18 protein-coding genes are annotated in these 19,672 nt (G+C 56.3%); 7 read left to right on the plus strand and 11 right to left on the minus strand.

The genetic code is table 11. The features are described 5' to 3' along the window. Window positions 1-8 precede the first annotated feature (8 nt). Entirely contained in the window at window positions 9-1,568 is a 1,560-nt protein-coding gene (locus tag ACTJJ1_RS03830; protein WP_440832436.1) for a PTS transporter subunit EIIC, read from the minus strand. Between the two features lie 361 nt (window positions 1,569-1,929). On the opposite strand from ACTJJ1_RS03830, the gene pepT reads away from it, so the two are divergent. Both pepT and ACTJJ1_RS03840 read left to right on the plus strand, forming a co-directional pair. Then, the gene (gene pepT / locus ACTJJ1_RS03835) at window positions 1,930-3,165 is read left to right on the plus strand and encodes a peptidase T (protein ID WP_440832438.1); all 1,236 of its coding nucleotides are present in this window, start codon (window positions 1,930-1,932) and stop codon (window positions 3,163-3,165) included. 82 nt (window positions 3,166-3,247) lie between these two features. After that, complete coding sequence (locus tag ACTJJ1_RS03840) at window positions 3,248-4,336, plus strand: malate/lactate/ureidoglycolate dehydrogenase (RefSeq protein ID WP_440832440.1); 1,089 nt, start codon at window positions 3,248-3,250, stop codon at window positions 4,334-4,336. A gap of 46 nt (window positions 4,337-4,382) precedes the next feature. On the opposite strand, the gene ACTJJ1_RS03845 is transcribed toward ACTJJ1_RS03840, so the two are convergent. Continuing rightward, on the minus strand, window positions 4,383-5,222 hold the full coding sequence (locus ACTJJ1_RS03845; protein WP_440832442.1) for an MBL fold metallo-hydrolase: 840 nt from the start codon (window positions 5,220-5,222) through the stop codon (window positions 4,383-4,385). Beyond that, window positions 5,215-5,760: a sugar ABC transporter gene (locus ACTJJ1_RS03850; protein ID WP_440832444.1), complete on the minus strand. Its 546-nt coding sequence runs from the start codon at window positions 5,758-5,760 to the stop codon at window positions 5,215-5,217. Before ACTJJ1_RS03850 ends, ACTJJ1_RS03845 begins: the two co-directional genes overlap by 8 nt. A 141-nt stretch (window positions 5,761-5,901) precedes the next feature. Here ACTJJ1_RS03850 and ACTJJ1_RS03855 point away from each other — a divergent pair, with 141 nt between their 5' ends. Further along, window positions 5,902-6,804, plus strand: coding sequence for a LysR substrate-binding domain-containing protein (locus ACTJJ1_RS03855; protein WP_004943285.1), 903 nt, complete (start codon window positions 5,902-5,904; stop codon window positions 6,802-6,804). A gap of 179 nt (window positions 6,805-6,983) precedes the next feature. On the opposite strand, the gene ACTJJ1_RS03860 is transcribed toward ACTJJ1_RS03855, so the two are convergent. The 3 genes from ACTJJ1_RS03860 to phoP form a co-directional block, all read right to left on the minus strand. Further along, window positions 6,984-8,105, minus strand: a complete 1,122-nt coding sequence (locus ACTJJ1_RS03860; RefSeq protein ID WP_122288614.1) for a ribosomal protein uL16 3-hydroxylase — start codon at window positions 8,103-8,105, stop codon at window positions 6,984-6,986. Between the two features lie 84 nt (window positions 8,106-8,189). Beyond that, window positions 8,190-9,647 (minus strand): two-component system sensor histidine kinase PhoQ, encoded by a 1,458-nt coding sequence (gene phoQ / locus ACTJJ1_RS03865; RefSeq protein ID WP_006324826.1) that lies wholly within the window; start codon window positions 9,645-9,647, stop codon window positions 8,190-8,192. Between the two features lie 5 nt (window positions 9,648-9,652). Beyond that, window positions 9,653-10,324, minus strand: coding sequence for a two-component system response regulator PhoP (gene phoP / locus ACTJJ1_RS03870; RefSeq protein ID WP_004943295.1), 672 nt, complete (start codon window positions 10,322-10,324; stop codon window positions 9,653-9,655). A gap of 508 nt (window positions 10,325-10,832) precedes the next feature. On the opposite strand from phoP, the gene pdxR reads away from it, so the two are divergent. The 3 genes from pdxR to ACTJJ1_RS03885 all read left to right on the plus strand — a co-directional run bounded on the left by pdxR (window position 10,833) and on the right by ACTJJ1_RS03885 (window position 13,652). Then, complete coding sequence (gene pdxR, locus ACTJJ1_RS03875) at window positions 10,833-12,341, plus strand: MocR-like pyridoxine biosynthesis transcription factor PdxR (RefSeq protein ID WP_440832447.1); 1,509 nt, start codon at window positions 10,833-10,835, stop codon at window positions 12,339-12,341. 136 nt (window positions 12,342-12,477) lie between these two features. Then, window positions 12,478-12,930: a GNAT family N-acetyltransferase gene (locus ACTJJ1_RS03880; RefSeq protein WP_006324829.1), complete on the plus strand. Its 453-nt coding sequence runs from the start codon at window positions 12,478-12,480 to the stop codon at window positions 12,928-12,930. Window positions 12,931-12,950: 20 nt separating this feature from the next. Continuing rightward, window positions 12,951-13,652 (plus strand): GNAT family N-acetyltransferase, encoded by a 702-nt coding sequence (locus tag ACTJJ1_RS03885; protein ID WP_122288612.1) that lies wholly within the window; start codon window positions 12,951-12,953, stop codon window positions 13,650-13,652. A gap of 58 nt (window positions 13,653-13,710) precedes the next feature. Here the strand turns inward: ACTJJ1_RS03885 and purB are convergent, their stop codons facing one another. The 5 genes from purB to rluE all read right to left on the minus strand — a co-directional run bounded on the left by purB (window position 13,711) and on the right by rluE (window position 18,077). After that, entirely contained in the window at window positions 13,711-15,081 is a 1,371-nt protein-coding gene (gene purB / locus ACTJJ1_RS03890) for an adenylosuccinate lyase (protein WP_004943305.1), read from the minus strand. 22 nt (window positions 15,082-15,103) lie between these two features. Further along, window positions 15,104-15,730 (minus strand): high frequency lysogenization protein HflD, encoded by a 627-nt coding sequence (gene hflD / locus ACTJJ1_RS03895; protein WP_004943308.1) that lies wholly within the window; start codon window positions 15,728-15,730, stop codon window positions 15,104-15,106. A 2-nt stretch (window positions 15,731-15,732) separates the two neighbouring features. Continuing rightward, complete coding sequence (mnmA, locus tag ACTJJ1_RS03900) at window positions 15,733-16,836, minus strand: tRNA 2-thiouridine(34) synthase MnmA (RefSeq protein ID WP_004943312.1); 1,104 nt, start codon at window positions 16,834-16,836, stop codon at window positions 15,733-15,735. A gap of 94 nt (window positions 16,837-16,930) precedes the next feature. Beyond that, the gene (locus ACTJJ1_RS03905; protein WP_440832451.1) at window positions 16,931-17,377 is read right to left on the minus strand and encodes an NUDIX hydrolase; all 447 of its coding nucleotides are present in this window, start codon (window positions 17,375-17,377) and stop codon (window positions 16,931-16,933) included. Between the two features lie 73 nt (window positions 17,378-17,450). Further along, a complete protein-coding gene (gene rluE, locus ACTJJ1_RS03910; protein ID WP_440832453.1) occupies window positions 17,451-18,077 on the minus strand; it encodes a 23S rRNA pseudouridine(2457) synthase RluE in 627 nt (208 codons plus the stop codon). Between the two features lie 132 nt (window positions 18,078-18,209). Between rluE and icd the strand changes: the two genes are divergently transcribed. Further along, window positions 18,210-19,463: an NADP-dependent isocitrate dehydrogenase gene (gene icd / locus ACTJJ1_RS03915; RefSeq protein ID WP_004943319.1), complete on the plus strand. Its 1,254-nt coding sequence runs from the start codon at window positions 18,210-18,212 to the stop codon at window positions 19,461-19,463. Window positions 19,464-19,672: the final 209 nt, after the last annotated feature.

A 19,672-nucleotide genomic window follows, 5' to 3' on the forward strand; every position in this document is an offset into this window, starting at 1 on the left:
AATAAACGTTATAATGCCGCTAAATATTTTTCGACCTGATTCTTTACCTTGCCGACGGTGACGCCATAGATCACCTGGACTTCATTGCGATTTTTCACCACGCCTTTGGCGCCGGTGCTTTTTAATGCGGGTTCGTCAATAAGCTGCATATCCTTTAACTCAACCCGCAACCGGGTAAAACAGTTATCGACGGAAATAATATTGCTCTTGCCGCCGAGGGCGCGAATAATAATGCCGCTTAATTCGTTCGGCTGGTTTTTGCTATTTTGGTAGTCCTGTTTTGAATAGAGTTTGACCTCATCGTCATCCTCACGCCCCGGGGTTTTTAAGTTGAGTTTCAACACCAGGGTTTTGAATACCAGGTAATACACGGCGAACTGCACCAGACCAATCACCACATACAGCGGCCAGCGCGTGAGAGCGACCGGCAGCGGCAGGTTATACACCAAAAACTCGATCAGGCCGCTGGCGCCCCAGGGGCGTACTTCGAACAGATTGCACGCCACCTGCGACAGCGCGGTCAGCACCGCGTGGATCACCCACAGCAGCGGTGAAATGAACAGGAAGGTGAACTCTATCGGTTCGGTAATGCCCACCAGAATTGAGGTGGTGATGGCCGGAATCAGTATGGCTTTGGCCAGCATTTTCTTCTCGGGCCGGGCGGTGCGGTAGAAGGCCAGCGCCGCGCCGGACAGGCCGAAGATGGTCACCATGCCCTGTTGCGAAAAGCGCAACGCTTCGTTCATCAGCGGAGAGATGCCGGGGTCGCGCATATAGGCGAGGAAAATCGCCTGTGAACCGGACACCGTGTGGCCGTCCTGAACTATCGACCCCCCGATGCTGGTGAGCTGAAACGGCGACCAGATAAAGTGATGCAGCCCGGTGGGGATCAGGAATTTCTCGAAGAAACCGTAGACGAACACGCCGAGCGAACCGGAGCTTTTCATAAAGCTGGTCAGGGCGACCAGGCCGTGCGAAATGGCCGGCCACAGGTAGCTGAAGCCGACGGCGTAGAGCATAATCACCGGCGTCATGGCGATCAGCACCAGTTTGGAACCGCCGTAGACCGAGAACACGCCGTTCAACTCCACGTTGCACAGTTTGTTGTGCACCCAGGCGATGGTGATGCCGAGGATCAAACCGAGGAAAATGCCCATATCCACCACGGTAAAGCCCAGCAGCTCGGTTTGCCCGGTGCCGTAATATTCCCCGTTAATTTTCTGCGCGACGTGGCCGCTCAACTGTAAATAGGAGGAGTTGGCACCGAGGAACATAATAAAGCACATCACGGCAACCAGCGCCGCTTCGCTTTTTTTATCCTTTGCCAGCCCGTAGGTGATGCCAATACAAAAAATGAGCCCGAGGTTGCCAAACAACGGCCAAAAGGTATCCCCGATCATTTTGCCAATATGAAATACGCCGGAGTTTTCATTCACCAGTGTGGCGTTGGTAAGAATAGAACTTAATGCCAGGATCAAGCCAATCACCGGCAGAAAAAATATCGGCCCCATCATGGCTTTTGAGAAAGTCTGCAGCTTGCTTAAGATATTATCAATAATACCTTTCATGGCAGTTCCTTTTTTATTTTTTAGTGGATAACGACGTTGCTGATAAAGCTCCCCGGTGTGGCGAAAATAAAAGCATAAGAACGCGGTAATCTTTGCCTTGAATTAGTTATAGGTGGAATGATTTGGCGTTGCAATCGGTTGCCCGAAAAAGGTACCTGTGGTCAGCGGCTGACAACAGGTACCAGGCGTGAAGGGGATCACATCAGTGCGCCCGCGGCCTCCAGGCTGGAGATAGCCGGTGAGATTGCACACATCTCGGGAATTAATGATTTCCGTTAATTCTGGTTAAAAATGACCTGTCTCAATATTTGATCCGGATCGGTTCCGCATAATGAAATGCGATATTCTGAGGACGGATGCCATGAATAAACTACTTGATCGCTTTTTTAACTACGTCTCTTTCGACACGCAATCTAAAGCGAACGTCAAACATGTGCCGAGTACCGACGGGCAACTGAAGCTGGCGCGTGCGTTGCAACAGGAAATGATTGAACTGGGGTTTGAACGGGTGTCGCTCAGCGAGCACGGCTGCGTGATGGGGACCTTGCCAGGCAACGTTGCCTGGCCGGTGCCGGCCATTGGATTTATTTCTCATCTGGATACTTCACCGGACTTTACCGGCAAGCACGTTAATCCGCAGATTGTCGAAAATTACCGCGGTGGCGATATCGCCCTGGGCATCGGCGATGAAGTGCTGTCGCCGGTGATGTTCCCGATCCTGCACCAAATGCTGGGGCAGACGCTGATCACCGCGGAGGGCAAAACGTTGCTCGGCGCCGATGACAAAGCGGGCATTGCCGAAATCCTGACCGCCATGGTGCGTTTGCAACAGGGCAACATTCCGCACGGCGATATTCGCGTGGCCTTTACCCCGGACGAAGAAGTGGGCAAAGGGGCGCAACTGTTCGACGTAGAAGAGTTCAACGCCGAGTGGGCTTATACCGTCGACGGTGGCGGCGTCGGTGAGCTGGAATGCGAAAATTTCAATGCGGCCTCGGTGACCATTAAAATTGTCGGCAACAACGTTCATCCCGGCAGCGCCAAAGGCGTGATGGTTAACGCGTTGTCGCTGGCGACCCGCATTCAGCAGGCGTTACCGGCGGATGAAACCCCGGAAACCACCGCCGGCTACCAGGGGTTCTACCACCTCAGCAGCATCAAGGGGAGCGTTGAACGTGCCGAAATGCACTATATCCTGCGTGATTTCGAGCGCGAAGGTTTTGAAGCGCGCAAACGCCTAATGATTGAAGTGGCGCGCCAGGTGGGCAAAGGCCTGCCGCGCGATTGCTACATCGAAGTGGCGATCGAAGACAGTTATTACAACATGCGCGAGCACGTGGCTGAGCATCCGCATGTGATCGCGCTGGCGCAGCAGGCGATGCGTGATTGCGATATCGAACCGGTAATGAAGCCGATTCGCGGCGGTACCGACGGGGCGCAACTGTCGTTTCGCGGCCTGCCATGCCCGAATCTGTTTACCGGCGGCTATAACTTTCACGGCAAGCACGAGTTCATCTCGCTGGAGGGCATGGAGCAGGCGGTAGCGGTCATCATGCGTATCGCGGCGCTGACGGCCGAGCGCGCCAGAGAGCGTTGATTGCCGTTGTCATAATGGCTTGCCGCAACAACGATTTGCTCCTAGTGTTTGTGAACATCTTTTCAGCGCAAGGATCTGCATTATGAACACCGAACACCGTATCGACAGCCAAAGCCTTGAACAATTTGTACAGGCCATTTGGCGCCACGCCGGCAGCACGGATCGGGAGGCCGCGCTGGTGGCGGAGCATTTGGTGCAGGCCAATCTGGCCGGGCATGATTCGCATGGCGTCGGCATGATCCCAAGCTATATGGCATCGTTGGCGGAAGGGCAGTTGCAGCTTAACGTTCATGCCCAGGTGGTGCGTGATGTCGGCGCGGTGCTGACGATTGACGGCGGCCAGGGATTCGGCCAGGTGGTAGCCAGTGAAGCGATGGACAAGGGGATCGAACGCGCCCGGCAGTTGGGGTTGGCGGCGGTGGCTTTGCATAACTCTCACCATATCGGCCGCATCGGCCACTGGGCCGAGCAGTGCGCGCGCGCCGGTTTTATCTCCATTCATTTCGTCAATGTCGTGGGCGACCCGATGGTAGCGCCGTTCGGCGGCAGCGATCGCCGCTTCGGCACCAACCCGTTTTGCGTGATTTTCCCGCGTGAGGGTAAAAAACCGCTACTGCTGGACTTCGCCACCAGCGGCATCGCCTACGGCAAAACGCGCGTGGCCTACAACAAAGGCCTGAGCGTGGCGCCGGGCTACCTGATTGATCAACAAGGCCGGCCGACCACGGAACCCAGCGTGATGCACGAACAACCTTTCGGATCGCTGCTGCCGTTCGGTGCCCATAAAGGCTATGCGTTGGCTGCCCTGTGCGAAATTCTCGGTGGCGCGCTCTCCGGCGGTCGCACTACCCATAACGCCACGCTGAAATCCGACAGCAGCGCCATTTTCAACTGCATGACCACCATCATTCTCAACCCGGAAGCCTTTGAAGCGCCCGAGATGCAGACCGAGGCCGAGGCCTTTATCGACTGGGTCAAGGCTTCGCCGCCAAGCGACGGCAAGCCGATTGAGGTACCGGGCGAATGGGAAGACGCTAACCGTGAGGCGCGGTTGCTGCGGGGGATCCCGATAGACGACAACACCTGGCGGCAGATTTGCGCGGCAGCGAAACAGGTCGGCATGCCGGAAAACGAGCTGGACGGCTACCGGGCGCGGGCGTTGCCGGTATAAAAATGGCCCGCGCCCGTTCGCATGCGGGCAGAGCAAGGGATGACTCTCAAGACTCGTAAGCTATTTTGTAGCTCTTGCCTGCCCGCTCGATACGTGCAAAACCGAGTTCCCCCAGGTGCATGCCGGCGATAAGCGTTTTGTCCGAGCTGACGATATCCAACAGTTTTGATCGTGTCTCGGCGGAAACCCGCGGATCCTGGTCAAACGCAATGGATACGTCGGGGCGAGTAATCTGGATATGGGGGAAATGAACGATATCTCCCCAAATTAACAGGCTGCTGCTATCGGATTCGAGGCGATAACCGGAATGCCCGGCGGTATGCCCCGGAAGGGGGAGCGCACTGATGCCAGGGAGAACCTCATTATCCGTAAACCTGCGGATCCTCTGCCGATACTTATCGAACACCTTGCGCGCAAACAGAAAATTTCCGCGAGCGCGCTCGCTTGCCCGGCTGAGATTGCCGTCGTCCTCCCAGAAAGAAACCTCATGCTGGTGGACCACTAACTCTGCATCGGGAAAGGCGGCTTCCCCTGACGATTCCACCAGCCCCCCGATATGATCGGGATGCGCATGAGTCAGAAGGATAGTGTCAATGTCGCAGGGGCGTACGCCGGCCAGTGCAAGATTCGCTTTCAGTTTGCCGCCCCATTGCTTAAATCCCCCTGCACCGGCATCAATCAAGATCGTACGGCCAGGGCCACGAACCAAATAACAATTGATATGAATAGAAGAGGGATCCTTCACCCCCGCGTTTTGCTGCAACGTTGAGGCATCCATTGGATCGATATTGGAGAGCGAATCGAGACCCGTGGAAAGGTATCCGTCACTGATGGCCGTGATCGAAAATGCCCCAACCTGCCGGGTTGGAAATACCATGTCATTCATCACCGTATTCCTCACTGATACTGTTTTTTGTCAGTTGACCTGCCATTGGCACATAGAGGTGCGCGCCCTTCGGAAGCGCTTCCAGGCTCAGGTCAATGGCGCAGCCCAGCTTCGCCAGCCACCGAACTTCAGGGACTTTCTCCAGGGCGACAGCCTGCATCCGATAAGGCGTGAGGCCCATTTCGATGAGCGGTTCCGGGCCGACTGCACTCGTCACCAGATGTTCGTGTTCACCGATGGCCGGAGCACGATCAAGGCCAGCATAAAGATTGCGGTGCCAGTCGGTGATGTGCTGCTGCCAGCGCGCGAAATTGCCACCGCCTTTCTGACGATACTCATCTCCCTGGAGCACATCGAGACTGTCGATCGAATGCATGGCGAGGTAGACAGGGCAACCGGCGCTCAACGCCTTGAAACGTTGCGAAGTATGGAACCCGCTCACCGAAATGAGCGCGGGCAGTTTTTCCAGACTATAAAAATCATTCCACTCTGCCTCACTGGCGGGATCGGCAAAGCCGCATTCGACTGTATAAATCATTAGGTCACTCTCGACGGGATACCTTGTTGACGTTAAGTCATGGTAGAGCGCTAAAGGCAGCGAACAAATCGATTTTTCGGTATGCTTCAGTGACAAAAAATCAAGATGGGCCAGCCGCTGGGGCCCCAATCAGGAACGCTTATGCGCCGGAAGATCCCTAGCAACACTTCATTGGTGGCATTCGAGGCTGCTGCTCGTCATGGCAGCTTCGCGCGCGCGGCGAACGAACTGTCTCTAACCGAAGGCGCTATCAGCCGTCAGATTGGTCGCCTGGAAGCCTTCCTTGGCGTCACGCTGTTCGAGCGAATCGGCAATCGCGTCCGGCTCCTGCCGAACGGGGCACGCTATGCGACCCAAATCCGTGAGTTGCTTGACCGTCTGGATCGGGACAGCCAGTACCTGACAGGACAGCCGAGCGATGGCGCAAGCCTGGACATTGCCATCATCCCGACTTTCGCGATGCGATGGCTCATTCCTCGCTTGTCACACTTTCGGCAGAAGCATCCGAACATCACTGTACATCTCTCCGAACGCATGGAACCCTTTGTCCTGACCGGGAGCGGGTTCGATGCTGCAATCCATTTCGAGCACCCGGCCTGGACGGGAATGCGGACTTACCCCCTGTTGGATGAGGTGCTGGTGCCGGTTTGTCATCCTGACATTCTGACGGGAGGCGAAGGGACAAGCGTACTGGATAACCTGCCGCGCCTGCACCGCCGGCAGAACCCTGAGGCCTGGCAACGCTACTCTCAGGAGACGGGGATCCCTCTGACTCATCCTGCGATGGGGGCACGCTACGATCTTCATGCCATGTTGATCGAAGCGGCATTGGCCGGTCTCGGTGTTGCGTTGGTGCCGCGCCTTTACGTTGATACCGAACTTGCATGCGGAAGGCTGGTCGCGCCGTGGCCTGAGGGGAAAACAATCGCCAAAACCTTCTGTCTCGTTCTCCCTGAGTCGATCGGATTAAGCAGTGAGCCGATACAAGCGTTTGCTCAATGGATACTGGACGAAGCCAAGAAAGGAACGAGGGTTGAGTCGTAGGAAATGCCGTTCCTCTCTATTTTATTCGCTCGAGTTCAGGCAAGCGTCGGCATAGGCCTTACTCTATTAATGTTTTGATAATTATTGAATGTTTTCTCTTGGTGCAGTTCGGTACCGGGGGCATGATGAAAAAAAAGCCACCTGCCGAAGCGGGTGGCTCTATCCGACAGTTATCGGGTTTAGTCGTTGAAGTACCAGTAACCGCTGTTGATCAGCGCGGTGAGGGTGGCCAGGAACGACGGATCGTCGATGGCATCGCCCAGCATGGCGGCATTAACGCTGAAATGCTGGCACAGCGCGTCGGCGGCTTGCAGATGTTCGGTATCAATCAGCTCGCCATTCACAAAGCACCGGTCGCCAACGCGCAGCACGCGCAGGCCGCCCAGGCGTTGCAAGGGTTCACCCTGTTGCAGCAGCTCGTAGATTTCTCCGGCCTGATACGGCGGTTCCGGCGGCGCTGCGTCCAGCTCGTGGCGAGTCTGAGAAATAAACTCACCGAACCAGTGCTGGAAATGTTCCGGTTGCTGAACCAGATCCAACATCATCTGGCGCAGGGCGTCGACTTCCTGCGGCAAGATCTGCGCCGGTTGGTCGCGCAACTGAATGTCCGGATCGCTGTAACGTTGGCTGCCCAGCTCGCGCGCCAGCACGTAATCGGCAAAGCCGCTGATCAACTCGCGGCCGTTCGGTGCGCGGAAGCCCACCGAGTAATTCAGCGCATTTTCCAGCGCGTAGCCTTCATGCGGGAAGCCCGGCGGGATATACAGAATGTCGCCCGGCTCCATTTCTTCGTCGATAATGGCGTCGAAAGGCTCAACCTGCAGCAGATCCGGATGCGGGCAGTGCTGCTTCATCGGCACCTTCTCGCCTACGCGCCAGCGGCGACGGCCGGTGCCCTGAATGATAAAGACGTCGTACTGATCGAGGTGCGGGCCAACGCCGCCGCCCGGGACCGAGAACGAAATCATCAGGTCGTCCATTCGCCAGTCCGGCAGTTGGCGGAAAGGGCGCATCAGCGCGCTGGAAGGCTCATGCCAGTGGTCCACCGCCTGTACCAGCAGCGACCAGTTATTCTCGCTCAGGTGGTCAAAGCTCTCGAAGGGACCGTGCGCAACCTGCCAGCGGCCGTCCTGGTGGCTGACCAGGCGGCTATCCACTTCGTTTTCCATCGCCAGCCCGGCCAGCTCATCCGGGGAGATTGGATCGATAAAGTTTTTGAAGCCGCGCTTCAGAATTACCGGACGCTTTTGCCAGTAACGTTGCAAAAAGTCGTTCCAGTCGAGATCTAATTGATAATCCATGTTCTATTCCAGCAGAAAGGAGTGAGCCTGAGTGCGATTATAACGGAAGTTTGGCCCCGTGGATCGGGGCCGGAACGACAGAATTTATTCGTGATGATGGGAATCGTGTTGACGGGCGAAGGTGACCTGCATGCGCGCACCACCAAGCGGGCTGTCGCTGATGGTGATGGTGCCGTCATACTGCTCGATAATCTCCGCCGCAACGGATAACCCCAACCCCTGGCCGGGGCGCAGGGTGTCTACGCGCTGACCACGTTGGAAGATCAACTCGCGTTTGCTTTCCGGAATGCCCGGCCCGTCGTCGTCGATCACGATGGTGAGGTTTTTATCGGAGTGGAGTGAGGTGATTTCAACGAACTCCAGGCAGTATTTGCAGGCGTTTTCCAACACGTTGCCCATCACTTCCATAAAGTCGTTCTTTTCGCCCATGAAGGTCACTTCCGGCGAAATATCCAGCGTGATCACCACGCCTTTACGCTGATACACCTTGTTGAGCGCCACGGTGAGGCTGTCCAACAGCGCGGGCACGGAGTGGATCTCACGGGTCAGTACCGTTTGCCCCGAACTGATGCTGGCGCGATGCAGGTAGTAACCAATCTGCTGCGAGATGCGGCTGATTTGGTCCAGCATGATCGGTTCGACCTCTTCGATGGTGGTCTGCTTGCCGGTGCGCAGCGAACGCAGCGTGGTTTGCAGCACCGCCAGCGGCGTTTTCAGGCTGTGGGTCAGGTCGGACAGCGTGGTGCGGTATTTGGTGTAACGCTGGCGCTCATTGCGCAGCAAAATATTCAGATTACGCACCAGCCCGCGCAGTTCGCTGGGGGGATTTTCGTCGAGCTGCTCGCGTTCACCGTTCTCCAGCTCGCCCACTTGATTCACCAGCGCCTTGATCGGTCGCAGGCTCCAGTAAGCCGCCAACCACAACAGCGGTACCACCAGCAGCAGGTTGGCCAGCAGCACATAGCTGAACCATTCCCAGACCACGTCCGAACGCTGCAGCTCCTGCGGAATGGTGTCGACCACCACTATGGTCAGCGCGGGCAGCCGCGAAGTTGCCGCGTAGGTGTTGACCGCCACTGAGTGGGTCAGTGCGTTTTGGTCGTTGTCGTCATAGTTTTTCAGCTGATCCTGGGCTTTGGGGTTGTTGCCCAGCACTTCGCTACTGATGCGGGTATCGGTATCGATTTCGTAGAAGTCGGATTTTTCCAGCCACTCTTTGTTGATGCGCTTTTCCAGCTCCGGCAACTGGCGTTGGCTCCACAGCAGATTGCCCTTGTCGTCGTAAATAAACACCAGGGTAGGGAAGTTGAGATCGAGGTCGGGTGGAATGGCGATAGTGAGCTTGTTGTCTTTCCATTGCGCCAGGCTGAAGAACAGGTTGCTTTCACCCCGCAGCAGGCGGAAGGCGGTCTTGTCGAAGCTGACGATATAACCGACTACCGCGACCATGCCGTAGGACAGCGACAGCGCCAGGATCACCCCGGCGGTCGCCATCAAAAAGCGTGCACGGAGTGAAAAAGGTTTTTTATTTTTGTTGAACATCATGTTCACTTCGCATCAAAACGATAGCCCTGGCCACGAACCGTGGTGATCACTTCCTGTGGATATTCAGCCTGCAGTTTTTTGCGCAGGCGGCCCATCAGCACGTCGATGGTGTGGCTCTCGCGCAGTTCCGCATCCGGATAGAGTTGCAGCATCAGAGAATCTTTACTGACTACTTTGCCGGCGTTACGGATCAAGGTTTCGATGATGGTGTATTCAAACGCGGTCAGTTTGATTTGCTGTTCCCCGACGCTCAGCTCGCGGCGCGACAGGTCGATCTGGAACGGCGGCAAGACGATCACCTGGGAAGCCAGGCCGCTGTTGCGGCGCATCAACGCCTGCATGCGGGCAATCACTTCTTCCAGGTGAAACGGCTTGGTGACATAGTCGTCGGCACCGGCTTCCAGCACCGCCACTTTGTCCTGCCAGCTTTCGCGCGCGGTCAGCACCAAAATGGGCAGCTTCATCTGGTGAGCGCGCCAGCGGCGGATCAGGCTCAGGCCATCTTCGCCCGGCAGGCCCAGATCGACAATTGCGATGTCCGGCGCATGTTCTTGCAGGAAATAGTCGGCTTCCTTGGCATCTTCTGCAGCATCCACCTGATGACCCATTTCACGCATCTGCACGGAAAGGTGGTGGCGCAGCAAACCGTTATCTTCAACAACCAATACTCGCATGGCGGACTCCTGTGACTATGCGGGTGAACATCCTGTCACCCCGCTATAAAAGTAACACGCTCTTCAGCGCGTGAGGGATAGCGCGGCTACTTACCCATCTGATCGTTAATCTTGACGCTATGGTAGGTAGAACCCGCTGTTACCGCAAGAGACGCAGAGCGTTGGCGGGAAATAAGCGCTATCGATTTTATGTTCGCCGTCATTATCGGCAACGGCTAATAAACGCCGGATAAACAATGGCGGAGCAAAGTTAAACCAAACTTAAACCGTCGGGTGTTGAAGGATTGGGCTAAAGCCCGGAACCAACGGGCGTTTTGCGTACGTCAATGCATGAGATACCGAGCTGAAGGAGGGGCCGTGCGGGGGAAAGGATTGGGGAAGAAAAAAGTCGTTTAAAAACGCCGTATTCGCAATCTGGCGGGTTCAGGTCAATGCCCTGGCATGACCGCGAAGGGACTGAAATAAGGTAAAGTAGGGCGTAAACGGCCCTCCCTCTGACCGGAGCACCATGAAACACAGCAGCCCACCCACTTCCCCGGATGCCTTACAGGCAAGTTTTGCCCGGCATTTGCAACAGGGCATGACGCGCAAAGCGGCGCTGCATCTGGCCATCAAACAGCAGGTGACGGCGGGGGATCTGCCATATCTGGCGAAACTTCCTCCCAGCCGGGTGCTGGCTGCACGGTTGGGCGTTTCTCGCGATACCGTCGAGGTGACCTACGCCCAACTGGAAGCCGAAGGCTACATTGCCCGCGCGGTGGGGCGCGGCAGCTTTGTCAGTTATCAGCGAAGCACCCTGATTGGCCGCGAGTTGTTGGCGGCGGATGACGCCGAAAGCGCGCTGCTGACGGAGCGGGAACTGAGCGCGCATGGCCGCTCGTTGCTGGTGGCCGCCCATGCGCCGCATACCAGCCGCGCCAGTTCGCTCACGCCGTCACTGCCTGACCTGCGGCTGTTCCCGATAGATAGCTGGTTGCAACTGGAAAGGCTGGCGGTTCGGCAGTACGGCGAACGTCTGTTGGGCTATGCCGATCCCCAGGGCGTGGTGGAGCTGAGGGGAGAAATCATTGAGTATCTGCGGCGGGAAAGGGGCGTTAAGGCCAGTGTGGAGCAGGTGATCGTGGTGACCAGTTCCCAACAGGCGCTGTCGCTGTGTACCCAGGTGTTGTTCAATCCTGGCGACAGGGTCTTTGTCGAAGAGCCGGGTTATCAGGGGGCGAAAAAGCTGGTGCAGTCTGCGGGGATCATCGCCCAGCCTGTCGCGGTCGATCATGACGGAATGGATATTGACGCATTAATTGATGCGCGCCATCGTGGGCGTGGCGTGTATGTCACGCCATCTCATCATTATCCGCTGGGGCATTCGCTCAGCATCGACAGAAGATTAAAATTGCTGGAATGGGCGCAGCGGCACAAGGCCTGGATTATTGAAGATGATTACGATTCCGAATTCAATTATGACGGGTTGACCAGGGCTTCGCTGCAGGGGCTGGATAAATACCAACGCACGCTGTATATCGGCACCTTCAGCAAAACCCTGTTCCCGGGGCTGCGCATCGGTTTTATCATCGTTCCGCCACAGTTAATCAAGCCTATGGTGGCTGCCAAACAATTCCAGGATGGTTATACCTCCGCGTTGCCGCAAATGACCCTGTTCCGCTTTTTAAATGGTGATTTTTATGCCGAGCACTTAAGGAATATGCGCAAGCTGTATAAGGCCAGGCTCGATATTCTGCATGCGGCTGTCCATCAGTATCTTGCTGCCTGGACCCGGCCGCCGCTGCCGCAGGGTGGGTTGCAATTGGTATGCTCGCTGGCGGATGCGGCTACCGAGCGGCGTTTGATTCAGGCCGCCGCCGCGCAGGGAATGAAGGTCTATGGGCTGGCGGATTTTTACACCGGCCAGCCTCGGGAAGGGGCGCTGGTATTTGGCTTCTCGGCCTACACGCCGGATGAAATCGTAAAATTCATCAAAAAATTATCCGCCATTTTCAGCGCGCTGCCGCAGGCCGGTTAATGGCGTTTATGCCGTCAAAAATTGGTCTGCTCACTGTTGTGAATTGGTCTGTATTCAGCCTGCGATCGCCGGTGTACCCTGTTGGCATTAGGTTATTTCTCCTGTGGAAATAATATCTTAAAACCAGAGAGGCACTATGCACCCAGTAAACAATGGCGTTGTGGTACGCAAAATACAAAACGGCGATAAATCGCAGTGGTTGGATCTGTGGCAGGGATATCTTCATTTTTATCGTGCGGAAATAGCCGCACAGGTTACCGAGCACACGTTTGAACGCTTATGCTCGGATCAGCAGGTTTATGGGCTGGTGGCGGAAGACGCAAACGGCAATCTTTTGGGGTTGATGAACCTGATTTTCCACCCTTCAACCTGGAGCTCCGCCGGCTATTGCTACATTGAAGATCTCTATGTTTCCCCGGTGGCGCGCGGCAAGAAGGTGTCCGAGAAGTTATTTGAGCAGGCTTATCAGCTTGCCAATGAAAGGGGCAGCGATCGGGTTTACTGGATGACGCAGGAATATAACGCCCCGGCGCGTTCGCTGTACGACAAAATAGGCAGAAGAAGCTCGTTTATCATCTATACCCGTTAATTACCGACTGCGAGGGGCTTATGGCGTTCAATCAATTCGGGCAGCCGGTAGGCGAGCCATTAACCGATTGGCGGGCACCGCAACGGCCTGCCGGAGAGCCGCTGGACGGGCGATTTTGTTTCATGAAGTCGCTTGATCCGCAGCGGGATCACGCAGCCCTGTTCAGCGCATTCCAACTGGCCCCCGATGGCCGGGACTGGACCTATTTACCCGCCGAACGGCCGGACAGCCCGGCGGCGATGTTGCAACACCTGACCCAGCTTCAGGCCAACCCCGCGTTGGTGAACCTGACGGTGTTCGATAGCGCAAGCCAGGCACCGGTCGGCACCGTAGCTTATATGCGCATCGATGAAGGCAACGGCGTGCTGGAGATTGGCCACGTCAGTTGGTCGCCGGCGATGAAGCAACGCTCCAGCGCAACGGAGGCCATCTATCTTATGCTGCGGCACCTGTTCGATGATTTGGGTTATCGCCGCTGTGAATGGAAGTGCGACAGCCACAACGCGCCGTCCAGACAGGCGGCGGCAAGGTTCGGCTTCAATTACGAGGGCCGGTTCAGGTATGCGGTGATCACCAAGGGCCGCAGCCGCGATACCGACTGGTTCGCCATCACCTCGGATCGCTGGCCTGCCATTAAAGCCGCCTTCGAGCAGTGGTTAAACCCCGGCAACTTCAACGCGCAGGGGCAGCAGAAACAGCGCCTGCAGGCATTTATGCGCTGAGGCTCTAAAATACGAAAGGCGGCCATTTGGCCGCCTTTTTGCTTTCTGACCAGACCGATTATTTCAGCTCGTCAACCATAGTGGCGGCGCGGCCAATGTAGTTAGCCGGGGTCATGGCTTTCAGGCGGGTTTTCTCTTCTTCCGGCAGCGCCAGACCGTCGATGAACGCCTGCATGCCGGCGGCATCCACGCGCTTGCCACGGGTCAGCTCTTTCAGCTTCTCGTACGGCTTTTCGATGCCGTAACGGCGCATTACGGTCTGGATCGGCTCGGCCAGCACTTCCCAGTTGTGATCCAGCTCGTCCAGCAGGTGCGCCTGGTTCACTTCCAGCTTGCTGATGCCTTTCATGGTCGCCTGATAGGCGATCAGCGCATAGCCCAGGCCCACGCCCAGATTACGCAGCACGGTGGAGTCGGTCAGGTCGCGCTGCCAGCGGGAAACCGGCAGTTTGCTGGCCAGATGGCTCAGCACCGCGTTGGACAAGCCCAGGTTGCCTTCGGAGTTTTCGAAGTCGATCGGGTTGACCTTGTGCGGCATGGTGGAAGAACCGATTTCACCGGCGATGGTCTTCTGCTTGAAGTGATTCAGGGCGATGTAACCCCAGATATCGCGGTCGAAGTCGATCAGGATGGTGTTGAAGCGCGCCACGCAGTCGAACAGCTCGGCGATGTAGTCGTGCGGCTCGATCTGAGTGGTGTATGGGTTCCAGGTGATGCCCAGCGAGGTGACGAAGGTTTCGCTGAACTGATGCCAGTCCACTTCCGGGTAAGCGACGATGTGGGCGTTGTAGTTGCCGACCGCACCGTTGATTTTACCCATAATCTCAACGCGTTCCAGCTGACGGAACTGGCGTTCCATCCGGTAGGCCACGTTGGCGAATTCTTTACCTACGGTCGACGGGGTCGCCGGCTGGCCGTGGGTGCGGGACAGCAAAGGAATATCGCGATATTCCAGCGCCAGGCCCTTGATCGAATCGATGATTTTGCGCCAGTACGGCAGCACCACGTCCTGACGTGCGGTTTGCAGCATCAGCGCGTGGGACAGGTTGTTGATATCTTCTGAGGTGCAGGCAAAGTGGATAAACTCGGAGACCGCCTGCAGGGCAGGGACGGCTTCCACTTTTTCCTTCAGGAAATACTCAACCGCTTTCACGTCGTGGTTGGTGGTGCGTTCGATAGTTTTGATGCGCTGCGCGTCTTCTTCGCTGAATTCTGCGACGATCTTGTCGAGGAAAGCGTTTGCGTCGGCGTCAAAAGCGGGAACTTCCTTGATTTCTGCGCAGGCGGCCAGTTTTTGCAGCCAACGTACTTCAACCTGCACGCGGAATTTCAGCAGACCGTATTCGCTGAAAATGGTGCGCAGTGCGCTGACTTTATCACCGTAGCGTCCATCAACGGGTGAAACGGCGGTCAGTGAGGATAATTCCATCGGTAGCAACTCCTGGGATCGATTAACAATGAGCAACGATATTTTGCGCCTGTTTGAACAGACGATTACGAGAAAACATTAATTGCAGGCGGCTGCCGCCAACCTGTTGCCACAGCACGGCGGCACGGATGCCGGCCAGCAGTGTGGCGCGAACCTTGGCCTGCACCTGCGTGTTCTGCAGGATTGCCGGTGAACCTATCACCTGGATGCGCGGCCCGAGCGGGCTGACCACGTCGACATAAATGCCGGCCAGCGCGCTGATAATGGTGTCTGATTCCAAATCATAATGCGCCAACTGGCGCTCCAGCTGGCCGAGGCGTTCGCCAAGCTGGTTCATCGCCTGCTTGTTGGCGTTGAGCTTGCGCTCCAACACCATCAGGCTGATGGTGTAGCGGGTCAGTTCGGCGCCAGGACCCTTATTATTGGCATTGAGCACGCCCATCAGCGTCTCGAGGCCCATTTTCAGGTTGCGCTCTTCGCCGCCGAACACTGCCAGCGTGGAAGGCGGGTCCATTTGCAGCAGGCTGCTCAACGAGACATGCAAGGCTTCTTTATCGCATATCCCCTCGTGGGCCAGTTGCTGGACCAGACGCGCTGACTGGCTGATTCCAGCCATCGCCAGCGTAATGTCATAATAATTCTTCGCCACGGTTACTCCTGTAAACGCTGTTCGATAATGCCGCCACCGAGGCAGATTTCGTCCTGATAAAACACGGCTGACTGGCCTGGGGTGACGGCGGCGACCGGCTCGTCGAAACGTACTTCGATACGCTGGTCATCCAGTGGCGTAACGGTGCACGGGATATCCTGCTGGCGATAACGGGTTTTCACCGTACAGCGCAATGGCCCGCTCAGCGGCAGGCGATCGACCCAATGCAATTGTTGCGCGATCAGGCCGGTAGACATCAGGCGCGGATGATCATGCCCCTGAGCGACCACCAGCACGTTGTTGGCGACGTCTTTGTCTACCACGTACCACGGATCTTCACTGCTGTCTTTCATGCCGCCGATGCCCAGCCCTTTGCGCTGGCCGAGGGTGTGATACATCAGCCCCTGGTGCTCGCCGACGGTCTGGCCATCGACGTTGACGATAGGGCCTGGCTGCGCCGGCAGGTAGCGACCGAGGAAATCACGGAATTTGCGCTCGCCGATAAAGCAGATGCCGGTAGAGTCTTTTTTCTTGGCGGTAACCAGTTCCAACTGCTCGGCGATGCGGCGCACCTCCGGTTTTTCCAGTTCACCGACCGGGAACAGACTTTGCGCGACCTGCTCGTGGCTCAGGGTATACAGGAAGTAGCTCTGGTCTTTGTTGCCGTCGACGCCGCGCAGCAGGCGGCTTTTGCCGTCCACGTCCTGGCGGCGCACGTAGTGCCCGGTGGCGATAAAGTCAGCCCCCAGATCTTCTGCGGCGAATTCCAGGAAGGCTTTGAATTTGATTTCTTTATTGCACAGGATGTCCGGGTTCGGCGTGCGACCGGCCTTGTACTCTTCGAGGAACAGCTCAAAAACGTTGTCCCAGTACTCTGCCGCGAAGTTCACCGTATGCAGCTCGATACCGAGTTTGTCGCATACCGCTTGCGCATCGGCCAAATCGGTCGCTGCGGAACAATATTCTTCGTCATCGTCCTCTTCCCAGTTCTTCATAAACAGCCCAGCGACCTGATAGCCCTGTTGCTGTAACAGATAGGCAGTAACGGAAGAGTCGACGCCGCCGGACATACCGACGATTACTTTTTTCTGGCTGTTGTCTGACATGGGAGTCTCACGAACTTGAACACGAACCGTGCGATAAAAAACAAGCGCAGGATTTTACCACGTTGGCCGCGCCGGCGCACGGCACTTATTCATCTCAGAACGGCCAATCATAGCTGCCGACCAAGGAGAGCGGGTAGCGCTCCGGCTGCTGGTAACAACGGAGGCTTTCCGCAACCAGCCCGGAACGCAGGTTGGGCGCCTGCAAAATCTCTTCGGCGCTCAGCCACAGGCAGCGGTCGATATTGCTGTCTTGCGGCTCGGTGGGCAGGGGGTGCTCCAGCTCAATGACAAAACAAAAGCGCAAAAACGGCGTGTTGTCCGGGGCGATCCACTGGTGCAGCTTGAGGAACGACTGCGGCGTGGCGCGGATGCCGGTTTCTTCCCACAGTTCGCGTTCGGCGGCTTGCACCAGGGTTTCATCGGCTTCCAGGTGGCCGGCCGGCTGATTCCATAACGCTTTGTTGTTGATGGTTTCTTCGACGATCAGAAATTTCCCGGCGGCGTGAACCACGCAGGCAACGGTGACGTGCGGTTTAAACATAACGGCCCCTTACAGCGGCTGGTTGAAGTGCCGGCATACTCTTGGTTTTTCACTCGGCCGCTTTGTTTGCCGGCTACAGCGAATCAAGGGTTTTCCATTCGCCAGGTTGTAATGCATCTAGGGAAAGCTCGCCCATACTGTAGCGAATCAGGCGCAGGGTAGGGAACCCGATATGCGCCGTCATGCGACGTACCTGGCGATTTCGGCCCTCGAACAGGGTGATTTTCAGCCAGGCGGTGGGGATCGCCTTGCGTTCGCGGATCGGTGGGTTGCGCGGCCACAGCCATTCCGGCTCGCTCACCAACTCCACGCCGGCCGGCAGAGTGGGGCCATCTTTGAGCGTAACGCCGCTGCGCAGCGGCGCCAGATCGGCTTCCTGCGGCGCGCCTTCCACCTGGGCGTAATACACTTTGCCGGTGCGTTTGCCCGGCTGGGTAAGCTGCGCTTGCAGCTTGCCGTCATTGGTCAGCACCAATAACCCTTCGCTGTCGCGATCCAGTCGCCCGGCGGCGTATACATCGGGAAAAGGAATGTATTCTTTCAGCGTGGCGCGGCCGGCTTCATCGGTAAATTGGGGGAGCACATCGAAGGGTTTATTGAATAACACCACGCGGCGCGGCCCCTGTGCTACAGCGGGTTTGGCGGCGTTCGGCTTGCTGAATCGTTTAACGTTGTGATTTTTAACAGGGAATTTTTTCATAACAGTTGAGATTACGGATGATAGGCGCATTATAACCGAATCCGTTTCGGATTGGCGCGGACTGAATATTCGAGTAGTATCTACACGCATCTTACAAAGCATTAACAAAAATTGCGCTTGAAGGAGAGGTTGATGGAAAGCAAAGTAGTTGTTCCGGCAGAAGGTAAACAGATTACGGTCGATGCCCAGGGTAAACTGGTTGTTCCGAATAACCCGATCATCCCGTTCATCGAAGGCGACGGCATTGGCGTTGACGTTACCCCTGCTATGATTCACGTGGTTGATGCGGCTGTGAAAAAGGCCTACCACGGCGAACGTAAAATCTCCTGGATGGAAATCTACACCGGTGAAAAATCCACTCACGTTTACGGGAAAGACGTGTGGCTGCCGGAAGAAACCCTGGATCTGATCCGTGACTACCGCGTTGCCATCAAAGGCCCGCTGACTACCCCGGTCGGTGGCGGTATTCGCTCCCTGAACGTGGCTCTGCGCCAGCAACTGGACCTGTACGTGTGTCTGCGTCCGGTGCGTTACTACCAGGGCACCCCTAGCCCGGTTAAACAGCCAGAGCTGACCGACATGGTGATCTTCCGCGAAAACGCCGAAGACATCTATGCGGGTATCGAATGGAAAGCCGGTTCTGCCGAAGCGGACAAAGTGATCAAGTTCCTGCGCGACGAAATGGGCGTGAAGAAAATCCGCTTCCCGGAACAATGCGGTATCGGCGTCAAGCCATGTTCCGAAGAAGGGACCAAACGTCTGGTGCGTGCGGCGATCGAATATGCCATCACCAACGACCGTGACTCTGTGACCCTGGTTCACAAAGGCAACATCATGAAGTTCACCGAAGGTGCCTTCAAGGATTGGGGCTACGAACTGGCGCGCGAAGAGTTCGGCGGCGAATTGATCGACGGCGGCCCGTGGCTGAAAATCAAGAACCCGAACACCGGTAAAGAGATCGTGGTTAAAGACGTGATCGCCGACGCCTTCCTGCAGCAAATCCTGCTGCGCCCGGCGGAATACGACGTAATCGCCTGTATGAACCTGAACGGTGACTACATCTCCGACGCCCTGGCCGCACAGGTTGGCGGTATCGGTATCGCACCTGGCGCCAACATCGGTTCCGATTGCGCGCTGTTCGAAGCGACCCACGGCACCGCACCTAAGTATGCCGGCCAGGACAAAGTGAACCCAGGTTCCATCATCCTGTCCGCAGAAATGATGCTGCGTCACATGGGCTGGTTCGAAGCGGCTGACCTGATTGTTAAAGGCATGGAAGGCGCAATCGCTGCCAAGACCGTGACTTATGACTTCGAACGCCTGATGGAAGGCGCTAAACTGCTGAAATGTTCAGAGTTTGGCGACGCTATCGTTAAGCACATGTAAGAGTGTTTAAGCGTTAAATGATAACGGGAACCTGATGGTTCCCGTTTTTTATTATTCAAACTGCAACGGTTATCAAAACGTTATCAAAATTAATTATCAAAACCTAGTCGGTTTTCTCATCTTGCTTTGCTGAAAGGCTTACTTTCAAAACTAGAATCAAGCAAGAAATCACTTCTACTATAAGGTTCAACGACAAAAGAATTACCCAT

This window comes from Serratia sp. 22264, assembly GCF_052045345.1.
Taxonomy (GTDB): Bacteria; Pseudomonadota; Gammaproteobacteria; order Enterobacterales; family Enterobacteriaceae; genus Serratia; species Serratia plymuthica.